Raw genomic sequence first — 23,380 nt, 5'->3', positions numbered from 1 at the left:
CTACTTCCAGCAATCGTCGTAGTCGACGCCGGTCAAGCGTTCGACCACCTGGCGTGTGGCGGGCGCGACGTCGGCCTTCGCGCCGCCGTTGCGCAGTCGCGTCACTTCGCGCAGGACCACGCCGTCGGTGCGCTTGTCGATGACGAGTCGCGTGGAGACAATCCAGCCGGCGATCATCGCGATCGAGAACCACCCGAGCAGCAACGCGCCCACACCGACGCGCGCGGCCGGCGTCTGCACGGCCCGCGTCGCGTCGAACCCGACCGCGCCGAGAATCACGCCGACGCAGATCGTCGCGAGACCGGAACCCACTTGACGGAACGACGCCTGGATGCCGGAGAACGTGGCGGAACGGTACCGGCGCGTGACGATCTGATCGATGTCCGCGATATACGGGAACACCGCCCACGGCAGATACCCGCACAGGGATTTGAACGCGAAGAACCACAGCGAGGCCGCGACGGCGAGCGCGGTCCACGCCGCGCCCGGCAGGCGGCCGGCGCACAGCCACAACGCAAGGAACCACACCACGCCGAGCAGGCAGCCGGCGTAGTTGAGCGCGTACATGCGGCGCGGGCCGAGGCGGGTCATGCCGAAACCGAACAGCGGCATGAGCGGCAGGGAGACGGCCGCGCAGCCGAGCAGCAGCGAGGCGAACGCGGCCGTGCGGTTCCAGTCGTAGACGACGAAGAACACGAATGTCTGGCCGAACACGTCCATCGTCACCTGCACGAGCAGGTAGATGGCGAGATGCTTGCGGAATTCGCGGATACGCAACGTGGTCGCGTATTCGGCGAGCACCTTGCCGGCGCGGCGCATCCACCGACGCACGCCGACGTGCCCGTCGCGCCGTTCGCCGCGCGCGTACGCGCCGAAGCCGGCGCGCTCGGGCGTCATCTCCCACGTGCTGCGCCAGCATGCGAACACGGCGAGTGCGAACAGGATGGTCGTCGTGATCGTGAACGCCATGTAGCCGGTCGGCGCGGTCTCGCCGAACACGGCGAGCGTCGCGGCGCCGGCGAGCGGGATCGCCGTGCCCGCGCCGGTGGAGATGAACAGGCGCACGGTGGACAGTTTGGTGCGCCCGTTGAAGTCGGCGGTCATCTCGCCGGGAAGCGGGTTGTAGGCGGTCTGGAACAGTTGCGCGAGCACGACCCAGAACACGTAGGCGGCCACGTAGGCGGCGAACGGGAGTCCGGGGATCCACAGCAGGACGCCGACGAGGATGAGCGGTCCGATGATCATGAGGAGGAACCGGCGGCGGCCGTATTTGAGGCCGATCGGGTAGCGGTAGAGATTGTCGTCGAGGACGCCGAACGCGAGCGCGGCGACGGCGCTGACGAGTGCGCTCACGCCGATCACGGCCTGTGCGGCGGCGATGTTCATGCCGCAGAAACGCGTCCAGAACAGGGCGAGATACGTGGCGATGATGGTGAGCTGGCCGCCGCCGTAGAAGTCGCCGACGCCGAAGCCGACGGCCTCGCGCATCGTGATCTTGCGCACGAGTTCGTGTGCGCCTTCCGGTTCCTTGTTGCTCGATTCGCTCGCTCCACTCGCTGCTCTCGCCATATCATCCAGCCTAGTTCGTGCGGCGTCCGCCGTGATGGGGTCGGTCCGGGATCGCCACGGTTTGGTCCGTGAATGTCACGGTCGCCCGTGGGTCGGTCCATGACCGTCACGGTTCCCTCCGGGATCATCACGATTCGCTCCACGGTTCGCCATGGAAAAACGATGCAAACCGAGGAGGGAACCGTGACGGTCCGGGAGGGAACCGTGTTGCTTGGTGACTACTTGATGAGGCAGGGCAGGGACGGGCTGGATTCCGCAGACATGCCGATGGCGTTGACCGCGATCACCGATGCCGTGTAGTTGCCCGGCGTCAGTCCGGAGACGCTCTTAGCCTCGTCGCCGGCCTCGGCCTTGACGACCTTGACCGTGTTCTCGGTGAGGTTCCTGAGCGTCAGCACGTACGACTCGATCGGGGTGCCGCCGTCGGCGGGCGCCTTCCAGGTGACGTTCATCATGTCGTCGGCGGAGGTCACGCCCGGCTTGTTGGGCTTGGACGGCACGGCGGCGACGATGACCGGCTCGCTGGGCTCGCTCGCCTCGGACACACGGTCCTCGCCGGTGGTGGTTTCGAGCGTGACCGTGTAGGTGCCGCGAGCCACGCCTTCGAACGTGTAGGCGGTGACGCCGACCGGCGCCCACGCGGTGCGCTTCGGCGCGGCGGAGACCGAGCCGGCGACCGGCGTCAGGTGGATGTTGACGCCGCCGCGGCCGAAGCCGGATCGGGTGTCGACCTCGTCCCAGGCGACCGCCACGGCACCGGTCTCGACGATCAGTTCGGCGGTCGGGGCCTTCGGGCGCGGCACCGTCTCGTCGATGGCGCCGGCGTCGGCGCGGCCGACCTTGAACGGCACGGAGACGGCGCTTTCGCCTTCGCCGATCGCGTTGCGCCCTTGCACGGTGACGGTCCACTCGCCGGCGGGCACGTCGGTGACGAGCGCGTGCGTGTCGGTGCCGACGACGCCGGCCGGAATCACCTCGCCGGCGGCGTTGACGAGCGTGAGCGTCGTGCCGAGGATCGGCGAGCGTCCGTCGGAGGCGAACTGCCAGTTCACCTGCACGTCGTGCGCCTGTACGTTCACGGCGACGTCGGTCGGCTCGGACGGGATGGCGGGCATGTGATGGTCGGCGAAGACGGCGACCTCGACGAGCTGCAGGGCGTATTCGCCGCCCTCGTTCGGGTTGGAGCGCAGCTTCGTGGCCTCGACCTTGACGTAGCGGACGTCGTCCACCGGCGCGAAGTCGAAGGCGCGCGGCGTGCCGTTGGAGGGCAGCGCGTAGTCGCGCTTGTCGGCGACGGTCGTCCACGCCTTGCCGTCCGCGGAGACGGCGATCGTGAAGTCGACCGGGAAGCCCTGGCCCTGGTTCGGGTCGACCGCGCGGTGGCCGGCAGCGAACTCCTGCACGCCGCCGACGCCCTCGCCTTCGCCGTGGAACGCCTCGGCGACGGTGCCGCCGGGGTTCTCGCCGCGCGGCGCGAGCACGACCTGCGCCACGGTGGTCGGATGGGCGAGCTTCAGCAGCACCCATTCGTCGTGGTTCTCGGCGCTTGGTTCGCTGGACCAGCCGAAGTGGTCGTAATCGGCCTTGAATTCGCCGTCGACGAGCGAGGCGGAGGTCCAGCCGTTGCGCGTCGAGTTGGAGCTCACACGCACGGTTGCGCCGAGCGCCTTGTTCGCGGGGGCGTCGGTCTCGCCCGAACCGGTCGGCAGCTTGCCGGCGGTGAAACGCACGGTGATGGTGACGGTGTCGCCGTTCTCGCCGGTGTATTCGATCTGACCGGTGTAGGCACGTCCGGTTTCGAGACCGGCCACGTTGACCGTGTAGAACAGTTCCTGCTCGTGGCGCAGGTTGCCGGAGAGACGCTCGAAGCTGATCGAGCCGGAGGCGTCGTCCACCACGCGGGCGGTCCACTTCTCGCTCAGCGCGCCGCCCTGCTGGTTCAGGTGCAGGCAGTGCTTGACGTTGCGCGACGCCCAATCCACGACGCCCAGGTCGATGTCGGGGCGGTTGGAGCCGATCTTCGCGGGCGCGGGGCGGCCGATCCAGCCGAGGAAGTTGTCTTCGGAGAACTTGACCTTGCCCTGCTTGACGACGCTCAGCGTCTCGATGAGCTTCGACTCGTAGGTCTCGACCTCGCCGGGCACGTGGATCTCGATCGGCGTCTCGACGAACTCGCCGTGCTCCACGGTGACGGTCTTCGAACCGCTTTCGACCTCGCGGCGCGTACCGTCCTGCGTGTTGAGCGCGGACACGGTCCAGCGCACCTCGAGCTCGGTGCCGTCGATCTCCTCGTCGTTATAGACGATGAGCGTGCGCTGCGAGGTGGTGCCGAGCGCGTAGATGGCGTGCGGCAGGCCGAGGCGCGGCTCCTTGTCGTATTCCTTGTCGAACGCGGCCACGTCGGCGTAGGAGTTGGCGAAGTAGCGGTAGCCGTCGCCTTCGATCCAACGGGCGTCGCCCTCGGCGGTCGGGTCGAACTGCGGACGCAGCAGGACGCGCGGGTTGAGGCCGTGGCGCGTGTGTTCCTGGTCGAGTTCGACGACCTTCTCGATGTTGTCGTAGATGAACATCGACAGGCAGAACGGCTTCCAGTTGGCCATGCGCGTGGTGCGCACGCCGCGGGTCACGCGGCCGACCTCACGCCCGAAGTCGGCGCGGGAGATCGTGTCCGGGTTGCCGTTGAGTCGGCCGTGGTAGATGTCCTTGATGGTGCCGTCCTCCGCGTACTGCGGGATGCCGGCGGTGGAGACGGAGAACTCCTCGCCCGCGCCGAGCGGCAGGTCGCCGTCGATCTGGTACAGGTCGTAGATGTCGGGCGCGCTGGTCATGCCGGACGGGTAGCCGCCGTAGTAGTGGCGGGAGTCCTCGTTGGTGATCGGCTTGTTGAAGCCGTCGTTGATGACCATGCGCGTCGGGTCCTCGCGGTTCGCGGCGGCTTCGAGCGGCGGGATGAGAATCTCCGCGTCGTTCGGGTTCCACGCCTCGTTGGTGGTGGACCACAGGATGATGGACGGGTGGTTGCGGTATTCGCGCACCCAGCGTTCCACCCATTCGACGTAGTAGCCGATGGCCTCGTCGGAGTAGTTGAGGTAGTACGGCGGGTCGAGGGACACGTTGGACGTGGAGCCGGGGTTCCAGAATGCGGTCTCCTCCTCGAGGAGCATGCCGGTCTCGTCCGCGTGGTCCATCAGCACGTGCGACGGCACGGAGCGGATGTGGTTGCGGATGATGTTGCAGTTGGCGTGCTGGTAGGCGTCGATCCACGCCTTGGCCATCGCGTCGGTGGCGTGGTTGTCGTCGAGGATCACGCCATATGCGTCGCCGATCTCGTTGATGAGGTCGCGGTTGCCCTGGTTGAGCAGGCACAGGGAGTCGCCGCGCAGGCGGATCTTGACGCCGTTGAGGATGTACGCGTCGCCTTCGCGCCAGAACTGGCGGAAGCCGAAGCGGTCGGAGTATTCGTGCACGGGCCGCGCGGCCGCGTCGCCCGCGCCCGACGCCGTGATCGTGGCGTCGACGGTGTACAGGAACGGGTCGGCGCGCGACCAGTAGTGCGCGTCCGGCCATCCCTTGGCGAGCTTGACGACGGTGGTCGCGCCGGCGGCGACGTGCGCCGTCGCGCCGTCGAAGGCGAGCGCGACCGGCTTTTCGCCGTCCGCCGCGTCGTCGCCCTTGACCGGGCGCACGACGGCGTCGAGGTCCAGTTCGGCGTCCGCGTCGGTGTGGTTGACGATGGTGACGTTGACGGCGAGTTCGTCGTCGCTCGGATCGGCGTTCTTCTTGAGGTCCGGCATGATCTGGAGGTCGTCGATCCTGAGCTTCGGCTTGGTGACGATCTCGACGTCCTCGCCGATGCCGACGCGGCCGACGATGTTCTCGACGCCGAACGGGAAGAGCAGGCGGTCGGGGCCGCCTTCGGTGGCGAGCGCGTCGTCGGGCAGCGCCTTGACGCTCCACACTTCGATGCGGATCTCGTTCTCTCCGGCCTTGACGACGTCGTTGATGTCGAGGTCGTACGGCAGGAGGGTCATCAGGTAGCCCTTGGTGGTGACGGGACCGACCGACTTGCCGTTCACGTACACCTTGCCGAGCGTGGCGAGCGCGCCGACATGCAGGAACACGTCCTCGTCCTCGATGTCCTCGGGCAGGTCCACGGTCTTCACGTACACGCCGTGGCGCAGTCCCTGTTCCCATTCCTCGGGGTATCCGGTGGTGCGGCTGAGCGAATCCCACCAGGTAGGCACGATGATGTCGTGGCGTTCGTCGCCGCCGTCAGGGTAGAAGTCCCACACGCCATTGAGGTTGAGCCTCATTGCAATACCTTTCGCTTGTCCTCTTGCTCCGTGGCGAAACCGTCTTCGTCCGGATCACGAGGTCTACGATAGGGGGCCGTCGCGTTTGCCGGTTTTTGCCATCCGTTTGCCATACCACGTTTGCCGGCTTTTGCCATGACCATCGCCGCATCATCGCGCATAATCCGCGCCATTCCAATGCGCGACCGGACATCGCACGCATCGTCGATTGCCATCGTTTGCCAAAATCACGCACCGCCGCGGCCGGACGTCCGCCGCTGGCTACACTCGGTACCGACATCGGACATACGTGTGCGCGCACGGACGGCGCATGCACGGGAACAAGGAAGATCGGAGCAGTCACCATGTCTCGTTTCTCACGTCTTCGCAACGTCGCGACAACCGCCGCCTGCGCCGTCGCCGCGATCGGCATGATCGCCGCGACGGGCGGCTGCGGCGGGTCGACGGCGGCGGAAGGGACCGCCGACGATCCGGTCGAGATCACGCTGTGGACCTGGCAATCGACGATCGGCGACTTCGTGAAGGCGTTCGAGAAGACGCACCCCGGCATCAAGGTGAAGGTGACGAACGCGGGCGCGAACGAGGACGAATACATGCAGCTCACCAACGCGCTCAACGCGGGCCGCGGCATCCCGGACGTCGTCTACCTCGACTTCAACGCGGTCCACCAGTTCGCGATCTCCGACCAGCTGCGCTCGATGAACGACTTCGGATACTCGTCCATCCGCGGCGATTTCACCAAGGCCGCGCAACGCAATGTCACCGTGAACGGCGAACCGTACGGCCTGCCAATCTCGTCGGGCCCGATGGTGATGTTCTACAACAAGACCGTGTTCGACCAGGCCGGCGTCGCCAAGGCCCCGACCACGTGGGACGAATACCGCGAGGCCGCCGAGAAGATCAAGGACGCCACCGACGGCAAGGCGCATATCACCAACGACACCGGCGACGGCGGCTTCATCACGTCGATGCTCTGGCAGGCCGGCGCGAAGCCGTTCAGCGTGGACGGCACGACTATCGGCGTGGACATGACCGCGAAGCACGTCTCCCGGTTCACCGACCTGTGGCAGGGAATGCTCGACGACGATCTGATCGACGTCTCCACCTCGATGTGGACCGACGACTGGTGGCGCAGGCTCGATGACGGGTCGATCGCGACCGTCCTGACCGGCGCGTGGCTCGTCTCGTCGATGCAGAAGAACCTCACGCGCACCGCCGGGCAATGGCGGATGGCCCCGATGCCGCAGTACACGGCCGGCGCGCACGCGAACGGCGAGAACGGCGGCGGCGCGCTCGCCCTGCCGAAGGGCTCCGACGAGGCGAAGACCAAGGCCGCCTACACGTTCGCCGAATGGTTCGCGCACGGCGACGGCGTGGACGTGAACCTCGAGCAGGGCGGCATCCCGCCGCTCGAATCGGTGCTGGAGGACAAGCGCTGGCTGGCCGAGACCGACGATTTCTTCGGTGGGCAGAAGACGCATGAGACGATCGCCGAGGCCGCGCGCGACGTGACGACCGACTTCGACTACCTGCCGTACATGGCCTACGCGAACTCGATCGCCGTCGATTCGATCGGCCAGGCCTACCATGGCAAGACCACCCTTGCCAAGGCCCTCGTCACCTGGGGCGAATCCCTCAAGACCTACGGCCGTCAGGAAGGCTTCACCGTCAAATAACGGCCGGATAAGGGTCTACGCCCGCCGGCGCTCCCCCACCGAACGGCGCACGATGATCGAGGTATCCACGAGCGACACCTCCGGATCGGCCTCCTCCTCGCAGCGGATGCCGTATTCGGCGAGCTTCGCCATCACCTGCGTATCCGCCGGATTGCGGTAGGCAGCGGACCGCTGCCCGAGCAACCGGTTCACCGCCACCTGCCCGAGCTGCGCGCGCGGGATGCGGATCGTCGTGATCGGCGGCGTCACCACCGGCGCGATCAGCGTGTTGTCGAATCCGATGACGGACACGTCATCCGGCACGACGACGCCGTCGGCGGTCAGACGCAATACGATACCGGCCGCAATCAGATCGTTGTACGTGACGATGGCCGTGGCCGACCCGCCTTCCAACGCGAGCGCCGCCTGATACCCGCCTTCGACGGTCGCGTGGACCGGTCCGATGCGGTTGACCTTGAATCCCATGCGCTGCCCGATGTCGTGCAGGAACCGCCACCGCGACTGGTCCGCCCATGAGGCGGACGGCCCGGCCACATACGTGACGGCCGCATGATGGTATCGCTTGAACAGGCTCAGTGCCCGCACGACGCCGATGCGCGGGTCGGGGATCACACTGGCCACGCCTTCGACCGGACGGTTGAGCACGACCAGCGGCATGCGCCGGGCGTAGTCGCGGATGAAATCGGTGCGCGGCGCGTCGGAGGCGAGGATGACGCCGTCCACCTTCCCGACGAGATGGTCGAGCATCTGCATCGTGCGTTGCGCGGAATCACCGGTCTCGATGACGCTCACCGCGCTGTCCGACTCCATCGCCGCGATCTGCGCGCCCTTGAGGATCTGCGAGGAGACGCCGTCCGCCGTGTCCTTGACGATCATCGCGATCATGCCGCGATTGGACGGCGCAGAGGCGGTGCCGGGCGTCGCGACGTCGCCGCGCGCGGACGCCGGCGAGACGCCGGAACCGGCGCCCGCCGCGGCCCCCGCGTTCCCGGCGCGCGTGCGCGAGGTGGGTCTGCGCCGGTAGCCAAGCCGTTGCGCGACCTCGCGCACATGCTCGGCGGTCTGGAAGTTGATGCGATCGGGGTCGGAGAAGACGCGCGACACGGTCGAGATCGCGACGCCCGCCTCCGCCGCGACGTCGGCCAGCCGCACACGTTTGGTGGCCTTCGGTGCGACCGCCGATGAAGTCGCCGCGACCGCCGGCCCGTTCCCGCCGGCCGCGTCCTTGCTTTCGGTCGATCCGTGCGCCGCCATCGTTCCTCCCATCCGATTCCGTTTCATTGTACAGACCTCGCCCCAATGGCTTGCTTGCGGTCGGGAACCCGTGAAGCCGATCGGGGGTGGTCACGCGACGTACCGCGCGGCCCCCCCCGATCGGCTTCACGAACGACTCACGCCTGAGCGCGACGCTCGGCGAGGTCGGCCTTGATCTGCTTGAACTTCGCCTCGGTGATCGGGTAGAAGTACATGATCGCGGCGGAAATCACGAAGCCGATGAGCGGCACGAGGCCGGCGGCCAGACGCAGGTTCTCGGCGACGGACGGGTCCTGGGCGACGTTCATGCCGGACTTGTAGCCGGTGAAGGCGAGGATGGCCGGGCCAAGCCAGGAAGTCAGGGCGCCGAACATCTGGCGGAAGAAGCTCAGGCCGGCCATGGCGGCGCCGTCGGTGCGCTTGCCGGTCTTCCACTCGTAGTATTCGACGGTGTCGCCTTCCATACCCCACACGTAGTTGCCGCAGAACTGGGCGCCGATCGCGTTGAGCGCGAGGGCGACGAGGGACAGCCACACGTTGTTCACGAAGATGAACATCACGCCGCCGATCACACCGAGCGCGCAGCCGAGGTACCAGCCGCCCTTCTTGCCGAGGTGACGGGCGATGACCGGGCCGAACGGGGAGGCGACCACGCCGATGGAGGCGTTGATCAGGGTGACGAGCGTGGTGATGAGGGCGAGCGTGCCGGCGTCCACTCCGTTGGCGAGGACCTCCTTGGCGATGATCGGTCCGATGGAGCCGACGCAGGTGGCGATCAGGTAGAAGCCGGTGGCGAAGCACAGGATGAGCAGCGCCGGGTTCTGGACGATGGCCTTGATGGTGTCGATGAAGGAGCTCTTCGGCTGCTCGGGCACGTCGATCTGCTCGATGGTGGTCTTGTACAGGAACACGTAGATGAGCGCGCCGACGAGGCAGAAGATCGAGACGATCGGCAGCATCAGCTTGGCGAGTTCGGACTGGTCCTTGACGGTGTTGATGGCCGGGGCGAGGGTGAAGGTGACGATCAGGCCGAACAGGGCGCCGCCGACCATGCGGGCGGAGGAGAGGCGCTGACGCTCGTTCTGGTCCTGCGTCATCGCACCGAGGAGCGCGCCGTAGGGCACGCCGCCGAGGGCGCCGAACAGCTGGTAGAGCAGGTAAGTGACGATGGCCCACGTGATCTTCAGGGCCATGTCGATGTCGGTCGGGATCGTGTACATGAGGCAGACCGCGACCATCATCGGAACGCCGAAGTAGACGACCAGACGACGGAACTTGCCGTTCTTGTTGGCCTTGACGCGGTCGGCGTAGTTGCCGGCGAGCAGGTAGACGACCGCTTGGAAGAAGCGGGCGAACAGGAAGATGTTGGCGACGATCAGCGGGTTGATGCCGATGTAGACGTAGTAGGTGGCCAGGAACATCGACATCATGCGCCAGCCGATGTTGTTGGCGAAATCGCCCGAGCCGTAGCCGACGATGTTGAGCCAGGTCAGTTTCTTCGGCGTCTTCTTCGCCGGCTGCGCTGTTGCAGTGCTCATCGAGAACTCCTTAGTTCCTTCTCATGGGTTCCATGTCCGGCTCGGTTGGGACGGCGCCGATTCTTCGCTTCATCGATTCTTCGGCTCCGCCGCCGTTCCGGACGACGAGTCACAACCTAATCCCGCACGCCGTTTGCCGTTTTTGCCAACCTTGTTCTTGCCACGATTTGCCGCTTTTTGCCATCAGCCGGGCCGTGCGCTCTCACAAAGACACAACGCAAAAAGAAACCCGGCGGGGAGAAACCGCCGGGTGAGAGAGAAGAGAGAAGAAGGGTTCAGTTATGGGGTTCGGGAAGAACCTCGCCAGTGATATTCACTTCGGGAAGGACTCCCAACCGCTGACATGTTTTAGTAAACCGTCCCTCCCTTGGAGGAACGATGCGCGTTCCTGAGAAACCTCTGAGCACTATGTGACGGTTTTGTAACCGCTTAGCATCGGCCCGGCACGCAGACGCGTGGCCCCCTCTGACGAGGGGACCACGCAAAACGGGGCTACTCGGCCTTTTCTTCGGCGGCGAGCTTGGCCTTTTCGGCGGCGAGGCGCTCGGCCTCGGCGGCGCGACGGGCGGCGAGCGCCTCGTCGAAGCGGGCGAGCTCCTCCTCGACGGCCTCCTTCGGGATCTTCGCGAAGATCGGCGTCGGCTTGGCGACGGGCGCGCCCACCTCGATCGGCTCGCTCTCCCACGGGTGCACGGTCTCGCCGAGCTTGTAGTCGCCGGTGATGATCGGGTACTTGAAGCCCGGCTTGTCGAGGTCCTCGACCTCTTCAAGGCGCGGCAGCGGCGAGAACACGCCCTTGCCGCCCAGGGCCTCCCACACCTTCTGCGAGGCGTGCGGCAGGAACGGGGCGAGCAGGTGGTTCGCGTCGGAAACGGCCTGCGCGGCCACGTGCAGCACGGTGCCCAGTCGCTTCTCGTCGTCCTTGATCTTCCACGGCTCGGTCGCGGAGATGTACTTGTTGATGTCGCCGACCACGCGCATCGCCTCGATGAGGCCCGCCTTCTGGTGGTGGTTCTCGATGAAGCCGCCGACCGTGGCGAACGCGCCGCGCGTCTCGTCGAGCAGGGCGCGGTCCTCGTCGGTCATCGAATCCTCGTCGAGCGCCGGGATCTCGCCGAAGTTCTTGGCGATGAGGTTGGCGACGCGGTTGACCAGGTTGCCCCACGAGGAGGCGAGCTCCTCGTTGTTGTGGCGCACGAACTCGGCCCACGTGAAGTCGGAGTCGGAGCTTTCCGGGCCGGCGATCGAGATGTAGTAGCGCACCGCGTCCACCGGGTAGCGGGAGAGGATGTCCTTGACGTAGATGACGATGCCGCGCGAGGAGGAGAACTTCTTGCCTTCCATCGTCATGAACTCGGAGGCGACGACCTGCTCGGGCATGTTCAGCGGGCCGAGCTTGCCGGTCTCGCCGCCCTTGGAGCCCTGGCCGTTGTAGGCGAGCATCTCGGAGGGCCAGATCTGGGAGTGGAACGTGATGTTGTCCTTGCCCATGAAGTAGTAGGCCGGGCAGGACGGGTCGTTCCACCACTGGCGCCACAGCTCCGGGTCGCCCTGACGGCGCGCCCACTCGATCGAGGCGGACAGGTAGCCGATCACCGCGTCGAACCACACGTACAGCTTCTTGTTCGGGTTGTCGATCCAGCCCTTCACCGGAACCGGGATGCCCCAGTCGATGTCGCGGGTGATGGCGCGCGGCTTGACCTCCTTGAACAGGCCCTTGGAGAAGTTGATGACGTTGGTGCGCCATCCTTCACGCGTGTTCAGCCAGGCGAGGTTCGCCTCGGCGAGCGCCGGCAGGTCGAGGAAGTAGTGTTCGGTCTCCTCGAAGCGCGGCGTCTCGCCGTTGATCTTGGAGACGGGGTTGATGAGCTCGTCCGGATCGAGCTCGTTGCCGCAGGCGTCGCACTGGTCGCCGCGCGCGCCCTCGGCATGGCAGATCGGGCACTCGCCCTCGATGTAACGGTCCGGCAGGGTGCGGCCGGTGGACGGGGAGATCGCCACCTGCTGCGTGCCCTTGTAGATGTAGCCGTTCTTCAGGCACTGCGTGAACATCTCCTGCACCACGTGCTCGTGGTTGCCGGTGGTGGTACGCGTGAACAGGTCGTAGCTCAGACCCAGGTCGCACAGATCCTTGGCGATCACGCGGTTGTAGCGGTTCGCGAGCTCCTGCGCGGTCAGGCCCTCCTTCTCCGCCTCGACGAGGATCGGGGTGCCGTGCTCGTCCGTGCCGGAGACCATCAGCACGTCGTTGCCCTTCATGCGTTCGTAGCGGGCGTACACGTCGGAGGGGACGCCGAAACCGGCCACGTGACCGATATGGCGGGGGCCGTTCGCATACGGCCATGCAACATTCACCAGAATATGACTCATAAGACCGAATTATCCGGCGCGCCGGGGACACGCCGGGATGTGGATAACCGTTCGCCCATCCACCGGATCATCCACCTCGCGCGGGTACGGTCGCGCACGATTGGCGCGCACGCCGCGCACGCCCTACCGTATGGTCATGGAACCTTCAACGACGACCACACCGCCATCATCCGCATCCCCGCCGCCCGCGCTGCGCACCACCCCGCTCGTGCCGGCGATCCTGCGCGAACGCGACCTGCCCGGGCCGATGAGCCTCAGCCGGCTCGCCACCGACGGCACGATCACCACGCTGGACGACCTGGAGAGCGGCTACTGGTCGGAGCACGCGGCCACCCTCTACGGCCGCGCCTCGATCGTGCACCGGCTCATCCCGCATTCCACGGTGGCGTGCGCGCTCACCGCCATGTGGGTGTGGATGGGCGGCGACTTCCCGCGCACGCTCGACGTGCTGTCGCGGTCGCATTTCCGCATGCGGCATTTCGGGCACCGGATCCGCGCGTTCACGCGCAAGGTCATGCCGAACCATCTCGTCACGATCGGCAATCTGCGCGTCACCGATCCGACGCGCACCGCCTGCGACGTCGCGTCATTGCTCGTCACCTCCACGCATCCGAACGAATACGCGGACAAGGTCGTCGACTTCATGGACGCCTACGATTTCACTCCCGACGACTGCATCACGATCCTCGACGAGAATCCGTGCATGTCCACCACGCCGCGCGCACGCGCGTTCTTCACCGGCGTGCGTCATTCGTACGATCATCGCCGCGTCAAGGTCGCGCCATGAACCGCGCGCGACCGTCGCGGCGACTGCGCTCGCTCGACCGCGCCGACCGGCTCAGACGCCTGGCGCGGGCGGCGGCCGACGCCGCCCACGCGACGGCGCTGGAACCGCCCGAACCGCCACTCGTGCTCACGCCGATGGTGGCCGCCGACCCGGCGACGGACATGGACGTGCTGTGGCATATCGCGCGCACCGCGCCGGAACTGCGCCGATGGCTGGTCGCGAATCCGAAAGCGGACGCGGCGCTGCTCGAATACGTCTCGCAGGCCGGCGGGCCGGGCGTCAAACGCGCGCTCACCGTCCTGCTGGAATCGCTGGATGAGCTGGAGGCGCGGAACGTTACTGCTTGATGGCGAGGACGGCCTGGTAGACCTGCTTGCGGTTGGCGAGCGTGCCGTCGGGCAGCGGATGTTCGCCGACGACCTGCGTGATCGCCTCCTTGATGCGCAGGCCGTCCTCGAGCGCGCGGTCGATGGCGAGCACGGCCAAATCCTCGACGGACAGCGTACTCGGCGCGACGGCGGCCGCCTCCTCGTCGGAGGCGCCGGCGACGACGAGCACCATCTCGCCGCGCGGCGGATCGTCGTGCACGCTGTCGCGGATTTCGGCGATCGTGCCGCGGCGGATCTGCTCGTAGTCCTTGGTGAGCTCACGGCACAGGGCCATGCGGCGGTCCGGGCCGAACGCATCGAGCAGATCGTCCATCGAATCGTCGATGCGGTGCAGCGTCTCATAGAACACGATCGTGCGGCGTTCGCCCTGCAGCATGCGCAGATGCTGCACGCGTTCGGAATGTTTGCGCGGCAGGAAGCCCTCGTAGCAGAAGCGGTCGGTGGGCAGGCCGGACAGGGCGAGCGCGTCGAGCACGGCGGACGGACCGGGCGCGCAGGTGACCGGCAGGCCGCGTTCGATGGCGCGGCGCACGATCGCCAGGCCCGGGTCGTTGATCGTGGGCATGCCCGCGTCGGAGACGACGAGCACGGTCGCGCCGGTCTCCACGTTGTCGAGCAGGCCGTCGGCCTTGTCGCGCTCGTTGTGGTCATGGTAGGCGACGACGCGGCCGTTCACGTGCACGCCGAGACGGTTCGCGAGATCGTAGAGGCGGCGCGTGTCCTCGGCGGCGACGATGTCGGCGTGCTCGAGCAGCGCGCGCAGGCGTGCGGACGCGTCGCCGACGTTGCCGATCGGGGTGGCGGCGAGCACCACGGTGCCGGCCGGGATGGTGACGGCGACGGCACCCGCGTCCGCCGCGCCCGTGCCTGCGCTCTCGGTCGATTCGTTCACGTTCACATCCGCTGCATTGGTCATGCCTCCAGTATCCCCCACCCCCTCGGACGCATGCTCCGCCCAATGCCACCGCCCTGAGTAATGTGCATCACGGAACCGAAACACGCCGGAAGAGCGAAGAACAGAAAGAGAGCCGTCGAAAGTGCGAACGATATGGTGCGTGTTCACCCGCGACCTGACGCGCATCCTGCGCAACCCGGTCGCCGTGGTGGTCACCTTGGGCGTGGCGATCATCCCATCGCTGTACGCATGGTTCAACATCCTCGCGAACTGGGACCCATACTCCGCCACCGGCAACATCCAGGTCGCAATCGTGAACAACGACAAAGGCACCAGCTCGCCGCTCGTCGGCGAACTGAACGCGGGCAGGCAGGTCGTCACGCAGCTCAAACGCAACCACCAGCTCGGCTGGCGGTTCGTCGACGAGACGGACGCGTTCAACGGCATGCAGACGGGCGACTACTACGCGGCCATCGTCCTGCCGAAGGACTTCAGCGCGAAGCTCGTCGGCGCGCTCGCTAATCCGAAGCAGCGTCCGAAGATCACGTACTACGTGAACGAGAAGAAGAACGCGATCGCGCCGAAGATCACCGATTCGGGCGCGACCACGATCGACGAGCAGATTAATCAGACGTTCGTCACGACCGTCGGCAACACCGTCGCGAAGGCCGTGACCGACGCGGGGCGCGACCTGAGCGACGCGACGGGCTCGACGCAGCGCGACGTGATCGCGACGCTCGACACCGTGGCCGGCGACATCCGCGACGTGAACGCGGCGCTCGACGACATCGCGACCACGCTCGACCAGTCGGACGGCACGATCGCGAGCGCGAACGACACGCTCGCCTCGCTCCAGCAGTCGATCGCCGCCGCGCAACGCACGTCCTCGCAGTCGGGCACGCTGCTCGCGCAGGCGCAGACCTCCTCGCAGCAGCTCTCCACGACGATGGTCGGCGCGCTCGACCAAGGGTCGGCCGGGCTGAGCGGCATCGGCGTGAAGGTGAACACGGCGGCCGGCGACGCGACCGGCACGCTCAACAGCACGCAGGAGGCCGTCAACCAGATCCACACCTCGGTCTCCGCCTCGCTCGACCAGGCGTCGGCCGCCGTCGACGCGCTCAAGAAGACGCTGCGCGACCACGGCATCGACGAGAACACCAGCGATCCGGACGGGCAGCGCATCTGGCAGCAGGTGAACGCGCTGGGCGACGCGGTCGCCAAGCAACAGCAGCAGGCCGACGACTTCCAGAAGGACGCGACCGCGTTCATCGACGGCGGCAAGAAGGCGGCCGGCTCCCTGTCCGATACGACCGGCAAGGCCGTGGGCGACGGCATCACCGGACTGTCCAACGCGCGCGGCACGCTCACCGGCACGGTCATGCCGAACCTCAACACATCGCTGAACTCATTCGGCGCGCTCAACGGCACGATGTCGGGCACGCTCGTCTCGCTCGCCGACACGGCCACGCAGACCCAGGGCCTGCTCGACCAGCTGTCCGGCACGCTCACGCAGACCAAGCAGACCGTGACGAGCACGCACGATTCGCTCGACCAGCTCATCGGCGACGTGACCGGCGTCCGCACCGACGTGGCGGCGCTCGACAGCTCCGCCGCGTACACGGCCGTGAAGGACGCGCTGCATCTGGACGACAAGGAGTTCGGCAAGTTCATGGGATCGCCGGTCACGCTCAACACGCGCACCGTGTATCCGATGGACAACTACGGCTCGTCGGTCACGCCGTTCTACACGAACCTCGCCCTGTGGGTGGGCGGCTTCGTGCTCATCGCGATCTACAAGCTGGAGGTGGACCGCGAGTCGCGCGAGTCCGGAGAAGCGGCGGGAGAAGCGACCGGCGCGGCGGCCGGTGCCGCGGCCGAGGAGCTGCGCGGCATGACTTCCACGCAGGCGTATCTGGGCCGGTGGCTGCTGCTCGTCGCGATCGGATTCCTGCAGGCGCTGATCGTGACCGTCGGCAATCTGGTGATCGGCATCCAATGCGCGCATCCGCTGCTGTTCGTCCTCGCCGGCGTCTGGTGTTCGTTCGTGTACGTGAACATCATCTACGCGTTGGCGGTCGCGTTCCGTCACATCGGCAAGGCGGTGGCGGTGATCCTCGTCATCGTGCAGATCCCGGGCGCGTCCGGCCTGTACCCGATCGAGCTGATGCCGAACTTCTTCCGCGAACTGCACCCTTGGCTGCCGTTCACCTACGGCATCAACGCGATGCGCGGCCCGATCGGCGGCATGTACGCGAACCACTACTGGCTCGACATGCTGCACCTCTTCTACTACGTGCCGGCGGCGCTGTTCGTCGGACTCGTCGTGCGCCGGTACGCGATGAACCTCAACGCGCTGTTCGACCGTCGTCTCGGCGACACCGACCTGATGATCACCGAACATGATTCGATGGTCAACGAGCGGGTGAGCCTCTCCTCCGCGTTCCGCGTCGCCTCCGACTCCTCGCAGGGCATGCGCGAGCTGATCGAGCGCCGCGCGCACCGCTTCTTCGACCGCTACCCGCGGATGATCGTCGCCGGCCTCGTGCTGCTCACCGTGCTGCCGATCGCGTTCCTCATGCTGCTGTTCTTCACGCAGGCGAAGATCGCGATGCTGTCGGCGTGGATCCTGTCGATCATCGTCATCGACGTGTATCTCATCGTCGTCGAATACACGCGCGAAAGCTACGCGCAGCAGGTGGGCGTCGGCGCAATGACGTCCGAACAGTTCCGCGACGTGATGCTCGACGGCTACATGTGGCGGCGCAAGCGCGCGGCACGCGGCGCAGGCGCGGCCGCGACCGACGCAACCGACGCAACCGACTCCGACTCCGCGAAGGGAGACGAACGATGAGGAACATCTGGCGCATCTTCGCACGCGACGTGCGGCAGGCCACGCGCAACGTGATCGCGATCATCGTGGCGGTGGGCCTCGTCATCGTGCCCGCGCTGTACGCGTGGTACAACATCGCGGCGAGCTGGGACCCGTACGGCAACACGAAGGCGCTCAAGGTCGCCGTCGCGAACACCGACAAGGGCTACAAGTCCGATCTGATGCCGGTGCGCATCAACGTGGGCGAGACGGTGACGAGCGCACTCAGGGCCAACCACCAGCTCGACTGGCAGTTCGTCGACAAGGACAAGGCCATCGACGGCGTGTACTCCGGCGAATACTATGCGGCGCTCGTCATCCCGAAATCGTTCAGCGCCGACATGATGACGCTGTTCTCGCCGACCATCCGTCACGCGCGGCTCGACTACTACCTCAACGCGAAGATCAACCCGATCGCGCCGCACATCACCGATCAGGGCGCGGGCACGGTCGCCACGACCATCGACCAGACCTTCGCGAAGACCCTCGGACAGGTGGCGCTGGGACTCGCCTCCAACGTCGCCGGCTACGCGGACAGCCCGCAGATGCAGCAGTACGTGGAGAACGCGACCGGGCACATCACCACGATGTCCGCGCGGCTGAAGACCGCATCCGCGCAGGCGAACTCCTACGCGCAGCTGCTCGCCGCCGCCGACGGCATCATCGACTCGACGGACCGGATGCTCGGCTCCGCCGGCACGCAGGGCGACGCCGCGAAACAGGCGCTCGAACAGGGTTCGCAGGGCGCGCAGTCGCTCGTCAAGGCGATGAACGGCGCGTCGGGCGGCGTCGCCGACGCGCTGAAGCAGGCCGGCGGCGCCTATGACTCCATCAGCGAACAGATCGACAAGGCGTTCGACGACGAGGACACGCAGAACGGCAAGGTCGCGGACACGCTCACCAAACTGCAGCAGCAGGTGAGCGCGCAGGCCGCGGCGTACGGCGATTACGCGACCGCGCTGCGCGCCATGGCCGACACGGCCGGCGCAAGCGGCGACGCCGACGGCAAGGCGCTGCAGGACGCGCTCAACGCGGCGGCCGATCAGGCGGTGGACACGCAGAACGCGCTCAACGCCGCCGCCGGCACGCTCGGCGAGGCGGCGAAGCAGGCGTCCGACGGCAAGGCCGGACTCGACGCGACGCGACGCGATCTGCAGGCGCAGATCGCGGCCGCGCGCAAGTCCGTCACCGACGCGGCCGACACGTACCGGTCCACGCTGAAGCCGCAGATCGACGCGCTCACTTCGTCGATGGACGACATGGTCTCGCAGGCCAGCGGCGTGGTCGACGGCCTCGCCGCGACCACGGCCAGCGTGCGTGGCCTGTCCGGCGGCATCTCGAACAGTCTGGCGGACGTGCGCACCGCGTTGGGCGACGTCGCCTCGACGCTCGACAAGGCGGCGGCGAAGCTCGACGATCTGAACGCGAAGTTCGCGAGCGCGGTGAGCGGGGGCGGCAGCGATTCCGGTTCCGGCGATTCCGGTTCCGGCGCCAAGGCGGACCTGTCCGCGGTCGCGTCCTCCGATCCGGACACGATCGCCACGATCCTCTCCGCGCCGGTCTCCCTCGACCGCGAGGCCATCTACCCGATCGCGAACTACGGGTCCGCGATGGCGCCGTTCTACACGATCCTCGCGATTTGGGTGGGCGCGATCATCCTCGTCGCGATGCTCAAGGTGGCAATCTCCGACCATGAGAAGGCGAAGATCCTGGGACTCGGCAACGTGCTGCCGCTCGGCGAGGACGTGGGTCTGCGCGACGCGGTGATCATCGGGCGCACGGCCGGCCCGGGCGCGATGCTCGACGTGCTGCGCAAGCCGCATTCGGAATCGCCCGGCAACGCGCGACGGTTCGGATTGCGCATGCATCAGGAGTATTTCGGGCGCTACATGCTGTTCGGCGTGCTCGCGCTCATGCAGGGCACGCTCGTCTGCCTGGGCGACCTGCTGTATCTGGGCGTGCAGTGCGAGCATCCAATCCGGTTCATGATGGTCGGATGGCTGGCGGCGATCGTGTTCTCGAACATCGTGTACACGCTGACCGTCTCGTTCGGCGACATCGGCAAGGCGATCGCCGTGGTGCTGCTCGTCATGCAGGTGGCCGGCTCGGGCGGCACGTTCCCCATCGAGACGCTGCCGCCGTTCTTCCAGGTGGTCTCGCACTGGCTGCTGTTCCCGTACGCGGTGGACGCGATGCACTCGGCCATGGCCGGCGCCTACGGCATGGAGTACTGGGTGGCGATGGGCAAGCTCGCGCTGTTCCTCGTGCCCTCGCTCGTGCTCGGCCTGGTGCTGCGCAAGCCCGTGATCCGCCTCAACGACTGGGTCATCCGCAACCTCGAAAGCACGAAGGTGATGTAGCGGGCCGCAAACGGGCCAAGACCGAAGCGGGCCAAACGGGCCAAACGGATCAAACAGCTCAAACGGCGGGAGGCCGGTGCCATGACGGCATCGGCCTCCTCTTTTCCCCGCGAAACCGCTACTTGAGCGCTTGAGCACTACTCGAGCACTACTTCAGCGCCTTGCCGGCGGAGCCGAGCTCCTGGCAGGCCTCGACGACGCGCGCGGCCATCGAGGTCTCCGCCTCGCGGCCCCACGAACGCGGATCGTAGAACTTCTTATTACCGACCTCGCCGTCGATCTTGAGCACCGCATCATAGTGCTCGAACATGTGGCCGGCCACCGCGCGCGTGAACGCGTACTGGGTGTCGGTGTCGACGTTCATCTTGACGACGCCGTGGCTGACCGCCTCGGCGATCTCCTCCGGGCGGGAGCCGGAGCCGCCGTGGAACACGAGCGCGAACGGCTTGCCGGCCGGGAAGTCGACCGCGCCGGCGGCGGAGGCCACGCGGCCGTCGACCACGGCGGTGGCGACCTCGCGCTGGATGTCGCCGAGCAGGTCCGGGCGCAGCTTCACGAAGCCCGGCTTGTACGCGCCATGCACGTTGCCGAACGTGAACGCGGCCATGTAGCGGCCGCGCTCGCCGAGGCCCAGTCGCTGCGCGACCTTCACGCCGTCGGCCGGCGTCGAGTACAGCTTGTCGTTGATCTCGTGGCTGTGGCCGTCCTCCTCGCCGCCGACCGCGCCGATCTCGATCTCGAGCACGGTGTGCGCCTTGACGGACTTGTCGAGCAGTTCCTCGGCGATGTCGAGGTTCTCGTCGAGCGGCACGGTGGAGCCGTCCCACATGTGCGACTGGAAGGTCGGCTCCTTGCCGTGCGCGACCTCGTCGGCCTCGTGCGCGAGCAGCGGGCGCACCCACTCGTCGAGGTACTGCTTGGCGCAGTGGTCGGTGTGGAGCGCGACGGTGATGTTCGGGTACTTCTTCGCGACCTCGTGCGCGAACGCGGCGAACGCCAGCGAACCGGTGACGCGATCGTTCACGCTCTGGCCGGAGAAGTAGGCGGAGCCGCCGACGGACACCTGGATGATGCCGTCGGATTCGGCTTCGGCGAAGCCCTGCAGAGCGGCGTTCAGGGTCTGCGTGCTCGTCACGTTGATGGCGGGGTACGCGTATCCGCCGCGACGTGCGGCGTCGAGCATTTCAGCATAACGTTCGGGAGTTGCGATAGTCATACGGCCATTATCGCGCCGCCGCCCGGAACACGCACGCCGGGTGATCATTCCCCGCTGTGAATTCCCGCACAAGTCATGCCCCCGTCGCCTCACGTCCACATGCCCCGCACAAGTGCCCCCTTAGGGGGAGCTGGCTGGTATTCAATCGGTGGCACTGGGAGTCGGTGCATGCGCCCCCTTCAGGGGGAGCTGGCGGCCGAAGGCCGACTGAGGGGGTCTCCCGCGCCCCAATCCGCGAGATAATAGGGAACCATGACCGATACCACTACCCAACCCACACCCGAAACCGCAACCTCCGCCCTCACCCCCGCCGCGCTCGACGCCTACTCCGCCGACTTCAACGCCTCCCGCACGAACCGCGTGGCCGCGACCGCCGCGACCAGCGCCGGCGTGCTCAAGGCCGCGACCGACTACCGCGGCCTGCGCGCGCTGCCCCGCGACGATTTCTCGATCGAGCTCAAGCAGGGCTCGATCACCGCGCAGGAGCATTCCGGCCGTTGCTGGATGTTCGCGAGCCTCAACACGCTCCGCCACGATGTGATCCGCCGCTGGAACCTCGACGATTTCGAGTTCTCGGAGACCTACCTGTTCTTCTACGACAAGATCGAGAAGTCGAACTTCTATCTGGATCAGGTGCTGGCCACGCTCGACGAGCCGACCGATTCGCGCCTGTTCCAGGCGATCAACGACTATCCGGCGGACGACGGCGGCTGGTGGCAGATGTTCGCCTCGCTCGCCGCGAAGTATGGTCTGGTGCCGAAGTCCGCGTACCCGGAGACCGCGAATTCCCGCGATTCGGACGCGTTCACGCAATATCTCAACGCGAAGTTGCGTGAGTTCGCGCTCGAGCTGCGCACACGTCACGCGGCGGGCGAGTCCGCCGCCGCGTTGCGTGCGCGCGTGCGCGAGCAGATGGACGACGTGTACCGTATCGTCGCCGTCGCGCTCGGCGAGCCGCCGAAGACGTTCGATTGGACGGCGCGTCAGAAGGATGACGACGATGATGCGGACGATGCGAAGAAGGATTCCGGCGACGCCGCGACGAAGTCCGATGGCAAGAAGCCCGATGACGGGTTCGTGAAGGGCAGACTGATCAGCGAGCACGGCATCACGCCGCTCGACTTCTACGCGAAGTACGTCAAGCAGGATCTCGACGATTACGTGGGCGTGGTGAACGCGCCGATGGCGCGCACGCCGTTCGGCCGCCTGTACCGTCTCGCGCACACGGGCAACGTGGTCGGCGGGCACCCGATCGAGTTCGCGAACGTGGAGATGAGCGTGTTCAAGAAGGCGATCATCGACCAGTTGAAGAGCGGGCGTCCGGTGTGGTTCGCGTGCGACTGCGAGCAGTTCTCGCTGCGCGGCGAGGGCGTGTTCAGCCGCGACGTGGTGCGTGTGGAGGACCTGTTCGGCATCGAGTACACGATGGGCAAGGGCGATCGTCTCGAGTACGGCGTGAGCCCGTCGAACCACGCGATGACCCTGCTCGGCGTGAACCTCGACGCGGACGGCAAGCCGAACCGCTGGAAGATCGAGAACAGCTGGGGCAAGGACGCGGGCCGCGACGGCTACTTCGTCGCATCCGACGCCTGGTTCGACGAATACGTGAACGAGGCCACGATCCACACGAGCGTGCTCGACGAGCCCACGCGCCGGATCTTCACGACCGAGCCGGTCCCCGTGCAGCCCTGGGAGCCAATCTCCCGCGCCACCCGCTGCGCATAACCCCCGCTGCGCATCAACAACCCCACCTCTCCCCAACCAACATTCCCATGGTGCGGCAAACTTCCCATGGTGCGGTGCTCAAAAACCGCATGATTCCGGGGTTGTGGAGGAAATGTGTTACCGCACCATGGGTGCAGTGGGGCATGCAAACGGGGCGTAACGCAACGGGCCGGCGGGATTCCGCCGGCCCGTGACTGGAGCGGATGACGGGAGTCGAACCCGCCTTTAAAGCTTGGGAAGCTTTCGTTCTACCGATGAACTACATCCGCAAGGGTGCGTCTTTTGGACGCGAGCCACCAGTGTAAACGCGCCGCCCGACGTGATACCCCGCCGTCTCACTACTCGGGCGGCCGGCGCACCGGCCATCCCACCGGTTCTCACGCCAATCACCGCACCGGTCCTCGCATCGCCCGCCGTCG

14 protein-coding genes and 1 tRNA gene are annotated in these 23,380 nt (G+C 66.8%); 6 read left to right on the top strand and 9 right to left on the bottom strand.

The genetic code is table 11. The features are described 5' to 3' along the window. From AC1AYX_RS04090 to AC1AYX_RS04080, 3 genes are all read right to left on the bottom strand, one after another. Window positions 1-1,569 (bottom strand): MFS transporter, encoded by a 1,569-nt coding sequence (locus tag AC1AYX_RS04090; RefSeq protein ID WP_476502298.1) that lies wholly within the window; start codon window positions 1,567-1,569, stop codon window positions 1-3. Between the two features lie 218 nt (window positions 1,570-1,787). Further along, entirely contained in the window at window positions 1,788-5,882 is a 4,095-nt protein-coding gene (locus tag AC1AYX_RS04085; protein ID WP_476502297.1) for a fibronectin type III domain-containing protein, read from the bottom strand. Next, the gene (locus AC1AYX_RS04080; protein ID WP_476502296.1) at window positions 5,879-6,097 is read right to left on the bottom strand and encodes a hypothetical protein; all 219 of its coding nucleotides are present in this window, start codon (window positions 6,095-6,097) and stop codon (window positions 5,879-5,881) included. The genes AC1AYX_RS04085 and AC1AYX_RS04080 overlap by 4 nt, the downstream gene beginning before the upstream one ends. 129 nt (window positions 6,098-6,226) lie before the next feature. On the opposite strand from AC1AYX_RS04080, the gene AC1AYX_RS04075 reads away from it, so the two are divergent. Continuing rightward, window positions 6,227-7,558 carry an ABC transporter substrate-binding protein gene (locus AC1AYX_RS04075; RefSeq protein ID WP_476502295.1) on the top strand — a complete coding sequence of 444 codons (1,332 nt, stop codon included), beginning with the start codon at window positions 6,227-6,229 and terminating at the stop codon, window positions 7,556-7,558. A 15-nt stretch (window positions 7,559-7,573) separates the two neighbouring features. Here AC1AYX_RS04075 and AC1AYX_RS04070 read toward each other — a convergent pair whose 3' ends face one another. From AC1AYX_RS04070 to metG, 3 genes are all read right to left on the bottom strand, one after another. After that, entirely contained in the window at window positions 7,574-8,824 is a 1,251-nt protein-coding gene (locus AC1AYX_RS04070; protein ID WP_476502294.1) for a LacI family DNA-binding transcriptional regulator, read from the bottom strand. Between the two features lie 125 nt (window positions 8,825-8,949). Beyond that, the gene (locus AC1AYX_RS04065) at window positions 8,950-10,350 is read right to left on the bottom strand and encodes an MFS transporter (protein ID WP_476502293.1); all 1,401 of its coding nucleotides are present in this window, start codon (window positions 10,348-10,350) and stop codon (window positions 8,950-8,952) included. A gap of 492 nt (window positions 10,351-10,842) precedes the next feature. Continuing rightward, a complete protein-coding gene (metG, locus tag AC1AYX_RS04060) occupies window positions 10,843-12,720 on the bottom strand; it encodes a methionine--tRNA ligase (protein ID WP_476502292.1) in 1,878 nt (625 codons plus the stop codon). A 136-nt stretch (window positions 12,721-12,856) separates the two neighbouring features. Between metG and AC1AYX_RS04055 the strand changes: the two genes are divergently transcribed. Together AC1AYX_RS04055 and AC1AYX_RS04050 are read left to right on the top strand one after the other, a co-directional pair. Further along, window positions 12,857-13,507, top strand: coding sequence for a hypothetical protein (locus AC1AYX_RS04055; protein ID WP_476502291.1), 651 nt, complete (start codon window positions 12,857-12,859; stop codon window positions 13,505-13,507). Beyond that, window positions 13,504-13,854 (top strand): variant leucine-rich repeat-containing protein, encoded by a 351-nt coding sequence (locus AC1AYX_RS04050; RefSeq protein WP_476502290.1) that lies wholly within the window; start codon window positions 13,504-13,506, stop codon window positions 13,852-13,854. The genes AC1AYX_RS04055 and AC1AYX_RS04050 overlap by 4 nt, the downstream gene beginning before the upstream one ends. Here the strand turns inward: AC1AYX_RS04050 and rsmI are convergent. Further along, window positions 13,844-14,812, bottom strand: a complete 969-nt coding sequence (gene rsmI, locus AC1AYX_RS04045) for a 16S rRNA (cytidine(1402)-2'-O)-methyltransferase (RefSeq protein WP_476502289.1) — start codon at window positions 14,810-14,812, stop codon at window positions 13,844-13,846. The two genes, AC1AYX_RS04050 and rsmI, sit on opposite strands and share 11 nt — an antisense overlap. 121 nt (window positions 14,813-14,933) lie before the next feature. On the opposite strand from rsmI, the gene AC1AYX_RS04040 reads away from it, so the two are divergent. Next, entirely contained in the window at window positions 14,934-17,642 is a 2,709-nt protein-coding gene (locus AC1AYX_RS04040) for a YhgE/Pip family protein (RefSeq protein ID WP_476502288.1), read from the top strand. After that, a complete protein-coding gene (locus tag AC1AYX_RS04035) occupies window positions 17,639-20,020 on the top strand; it encodes a YhgE/Pip family protein (protein ID WP_476502287.1) in 2,382 nt (793 codons plus the stop codon). Before AC1AYX_RS04040 ends, AC1AYX_RS04035 begins: the two co-directional genes overlap by 4 nt. Window positions 20,021-20,168: 148 nt before the next feature. Here AC1AYX_RS04035 and fbaA read toward each other — a convergent pair whose 3' ends face one another. Further along, a complete protein-coding gene (fbaA, locus tag AC1AYX_RS04030; RefSeq protein WP_476502286.1) occupies window positions 20,169-21,236 on the bottom strand; it encodes a class II fructose-bisphosphate aldolase in 1,068 nt (355 codons plus the stop codon). A gap of 252 nt (window positions 21,237-21,488) precedes the next feature. On the opposite strand from fbaA, the gene AC1AYX_RS04025 reads away from it, so the two are divergent. Further along, window positions 21,489-22,961 (top strand): C1 family peptidase, encoded by a 1,473-nt coding sequence (locus tag AC1AYX_RS04025; protein ID WP_476502285.1) that lies wholly within the window; start codon window positions 21,489-21,491, stop codon window positions 22,959-22,961. Window positions 22,962-23,156: 195 nt separating this feature from the next. Here the strand turns inward: AC1AYX_RS04025 and AC1AYX_RS04020 are convergent. Further along, a tRNA-Gly gene (locus AC1AYX_RS04020) sits at window positions 23,157-23,230 on the bottom strand. Window positions 23,231-23,380 lie beyond the last annotated feature (150 nt).

This window comes from Bifidobacterium sp. LH_419, from assembly GCF_056356955.1.
The sequence above is the reverse complement of the archived record's forward strand: the minus strand, read 5'-3'. Positions and strand labels throughout refer to the sequence as shown.

Coding starts and splice junctions, on each gene's coding strand:
- AC1AYX_RS04090 (WP_476502298.1), bottom strand. CDS start 1,569: ATGGCGAGAGCAGCGAGTGGAGCGAGCGAATCGAGCAACAAGGAACCG.
- AC1AYX_RS04085 (WP_476502297.1), bottom strand. CDS start 5,882: ATGAGGCTCAACCTCAATGGCGTGTGGGACTTCTACCCTGACGGCGGC.
- AC1AYX_RS04080 (WP_476502296.1), bottom strand. CDS start 6,097: ATGGCAATCGACGATGCGTGCGATGTCCGGTCGCGCATTGGAATGGCG.
- AC1AYX_RS04075 (WP_476502295.1), top strand. CDS start 6,227: ATGTCTCGTTTCTCACGTCTTCGCAACGTCGCGACAACCGCCGCCTGC.
- AC1AYX_RS04070 (WP_476502294.1), bottom strand. CDS start 8,824: ATGGGAGGAACGATGGCGGCGCACGGATCGACCGAAAGCAAGGACGCG.
- AC1AYX_RS04065 (WP_476502293.1), bottom strand. CDS start 10,350: ATGAGCACTGCAACAGCGCAGCCGGCGAAGAAGACGCCGAAGAAACTG.
- metG (WP_476502292.1), bottom strand. CDS start 12,720: ATGAGTCATATTCTGGTGAATGTTGCATGGCCGTATGCGAACGGCCCC.
- AC1AYX_RS04055 (WP_476502291.1), top strand. CDS start 12,857: ATGGAACCTTCAACGACGACCACACCGCCATCATCCGCATCCCCGCCG.
- AC1AYX_RS04050 (WP_476502290.1), top strand. CDS start 13,504: ATGAACCGCGCGCGACCGTCGCGGCGACTGCGCTCGCTCGACCGCGCC.
- rsmI (WP_476502289.1), bottom strand. CDS start 14,812: ATGACCAATGCAGCGGATGTGAACGTGAACGAATCGACCGAGAGCGCA.
- AC1AYX_RS04035 (WP_476502287.1), top strand. CDS start 17,639: ATGAGGAACATCTGGCGCATCTTCGCACGCGACGTGCGGCAGGCCACG.
- fbaA (WP_476502286.1), bottom strand. CDS start 21,236: ATGACTATCGCAACTCCCGAACGTTATGCTGAAATGCTCGACGCCGCA.
- AC1AYX_RS04025 (WP_476502285.1), top strand. CDS start 21,489: ATGACCGATACCACTACCCAACCCACACCCGAAACCGCAACCTCCGCC.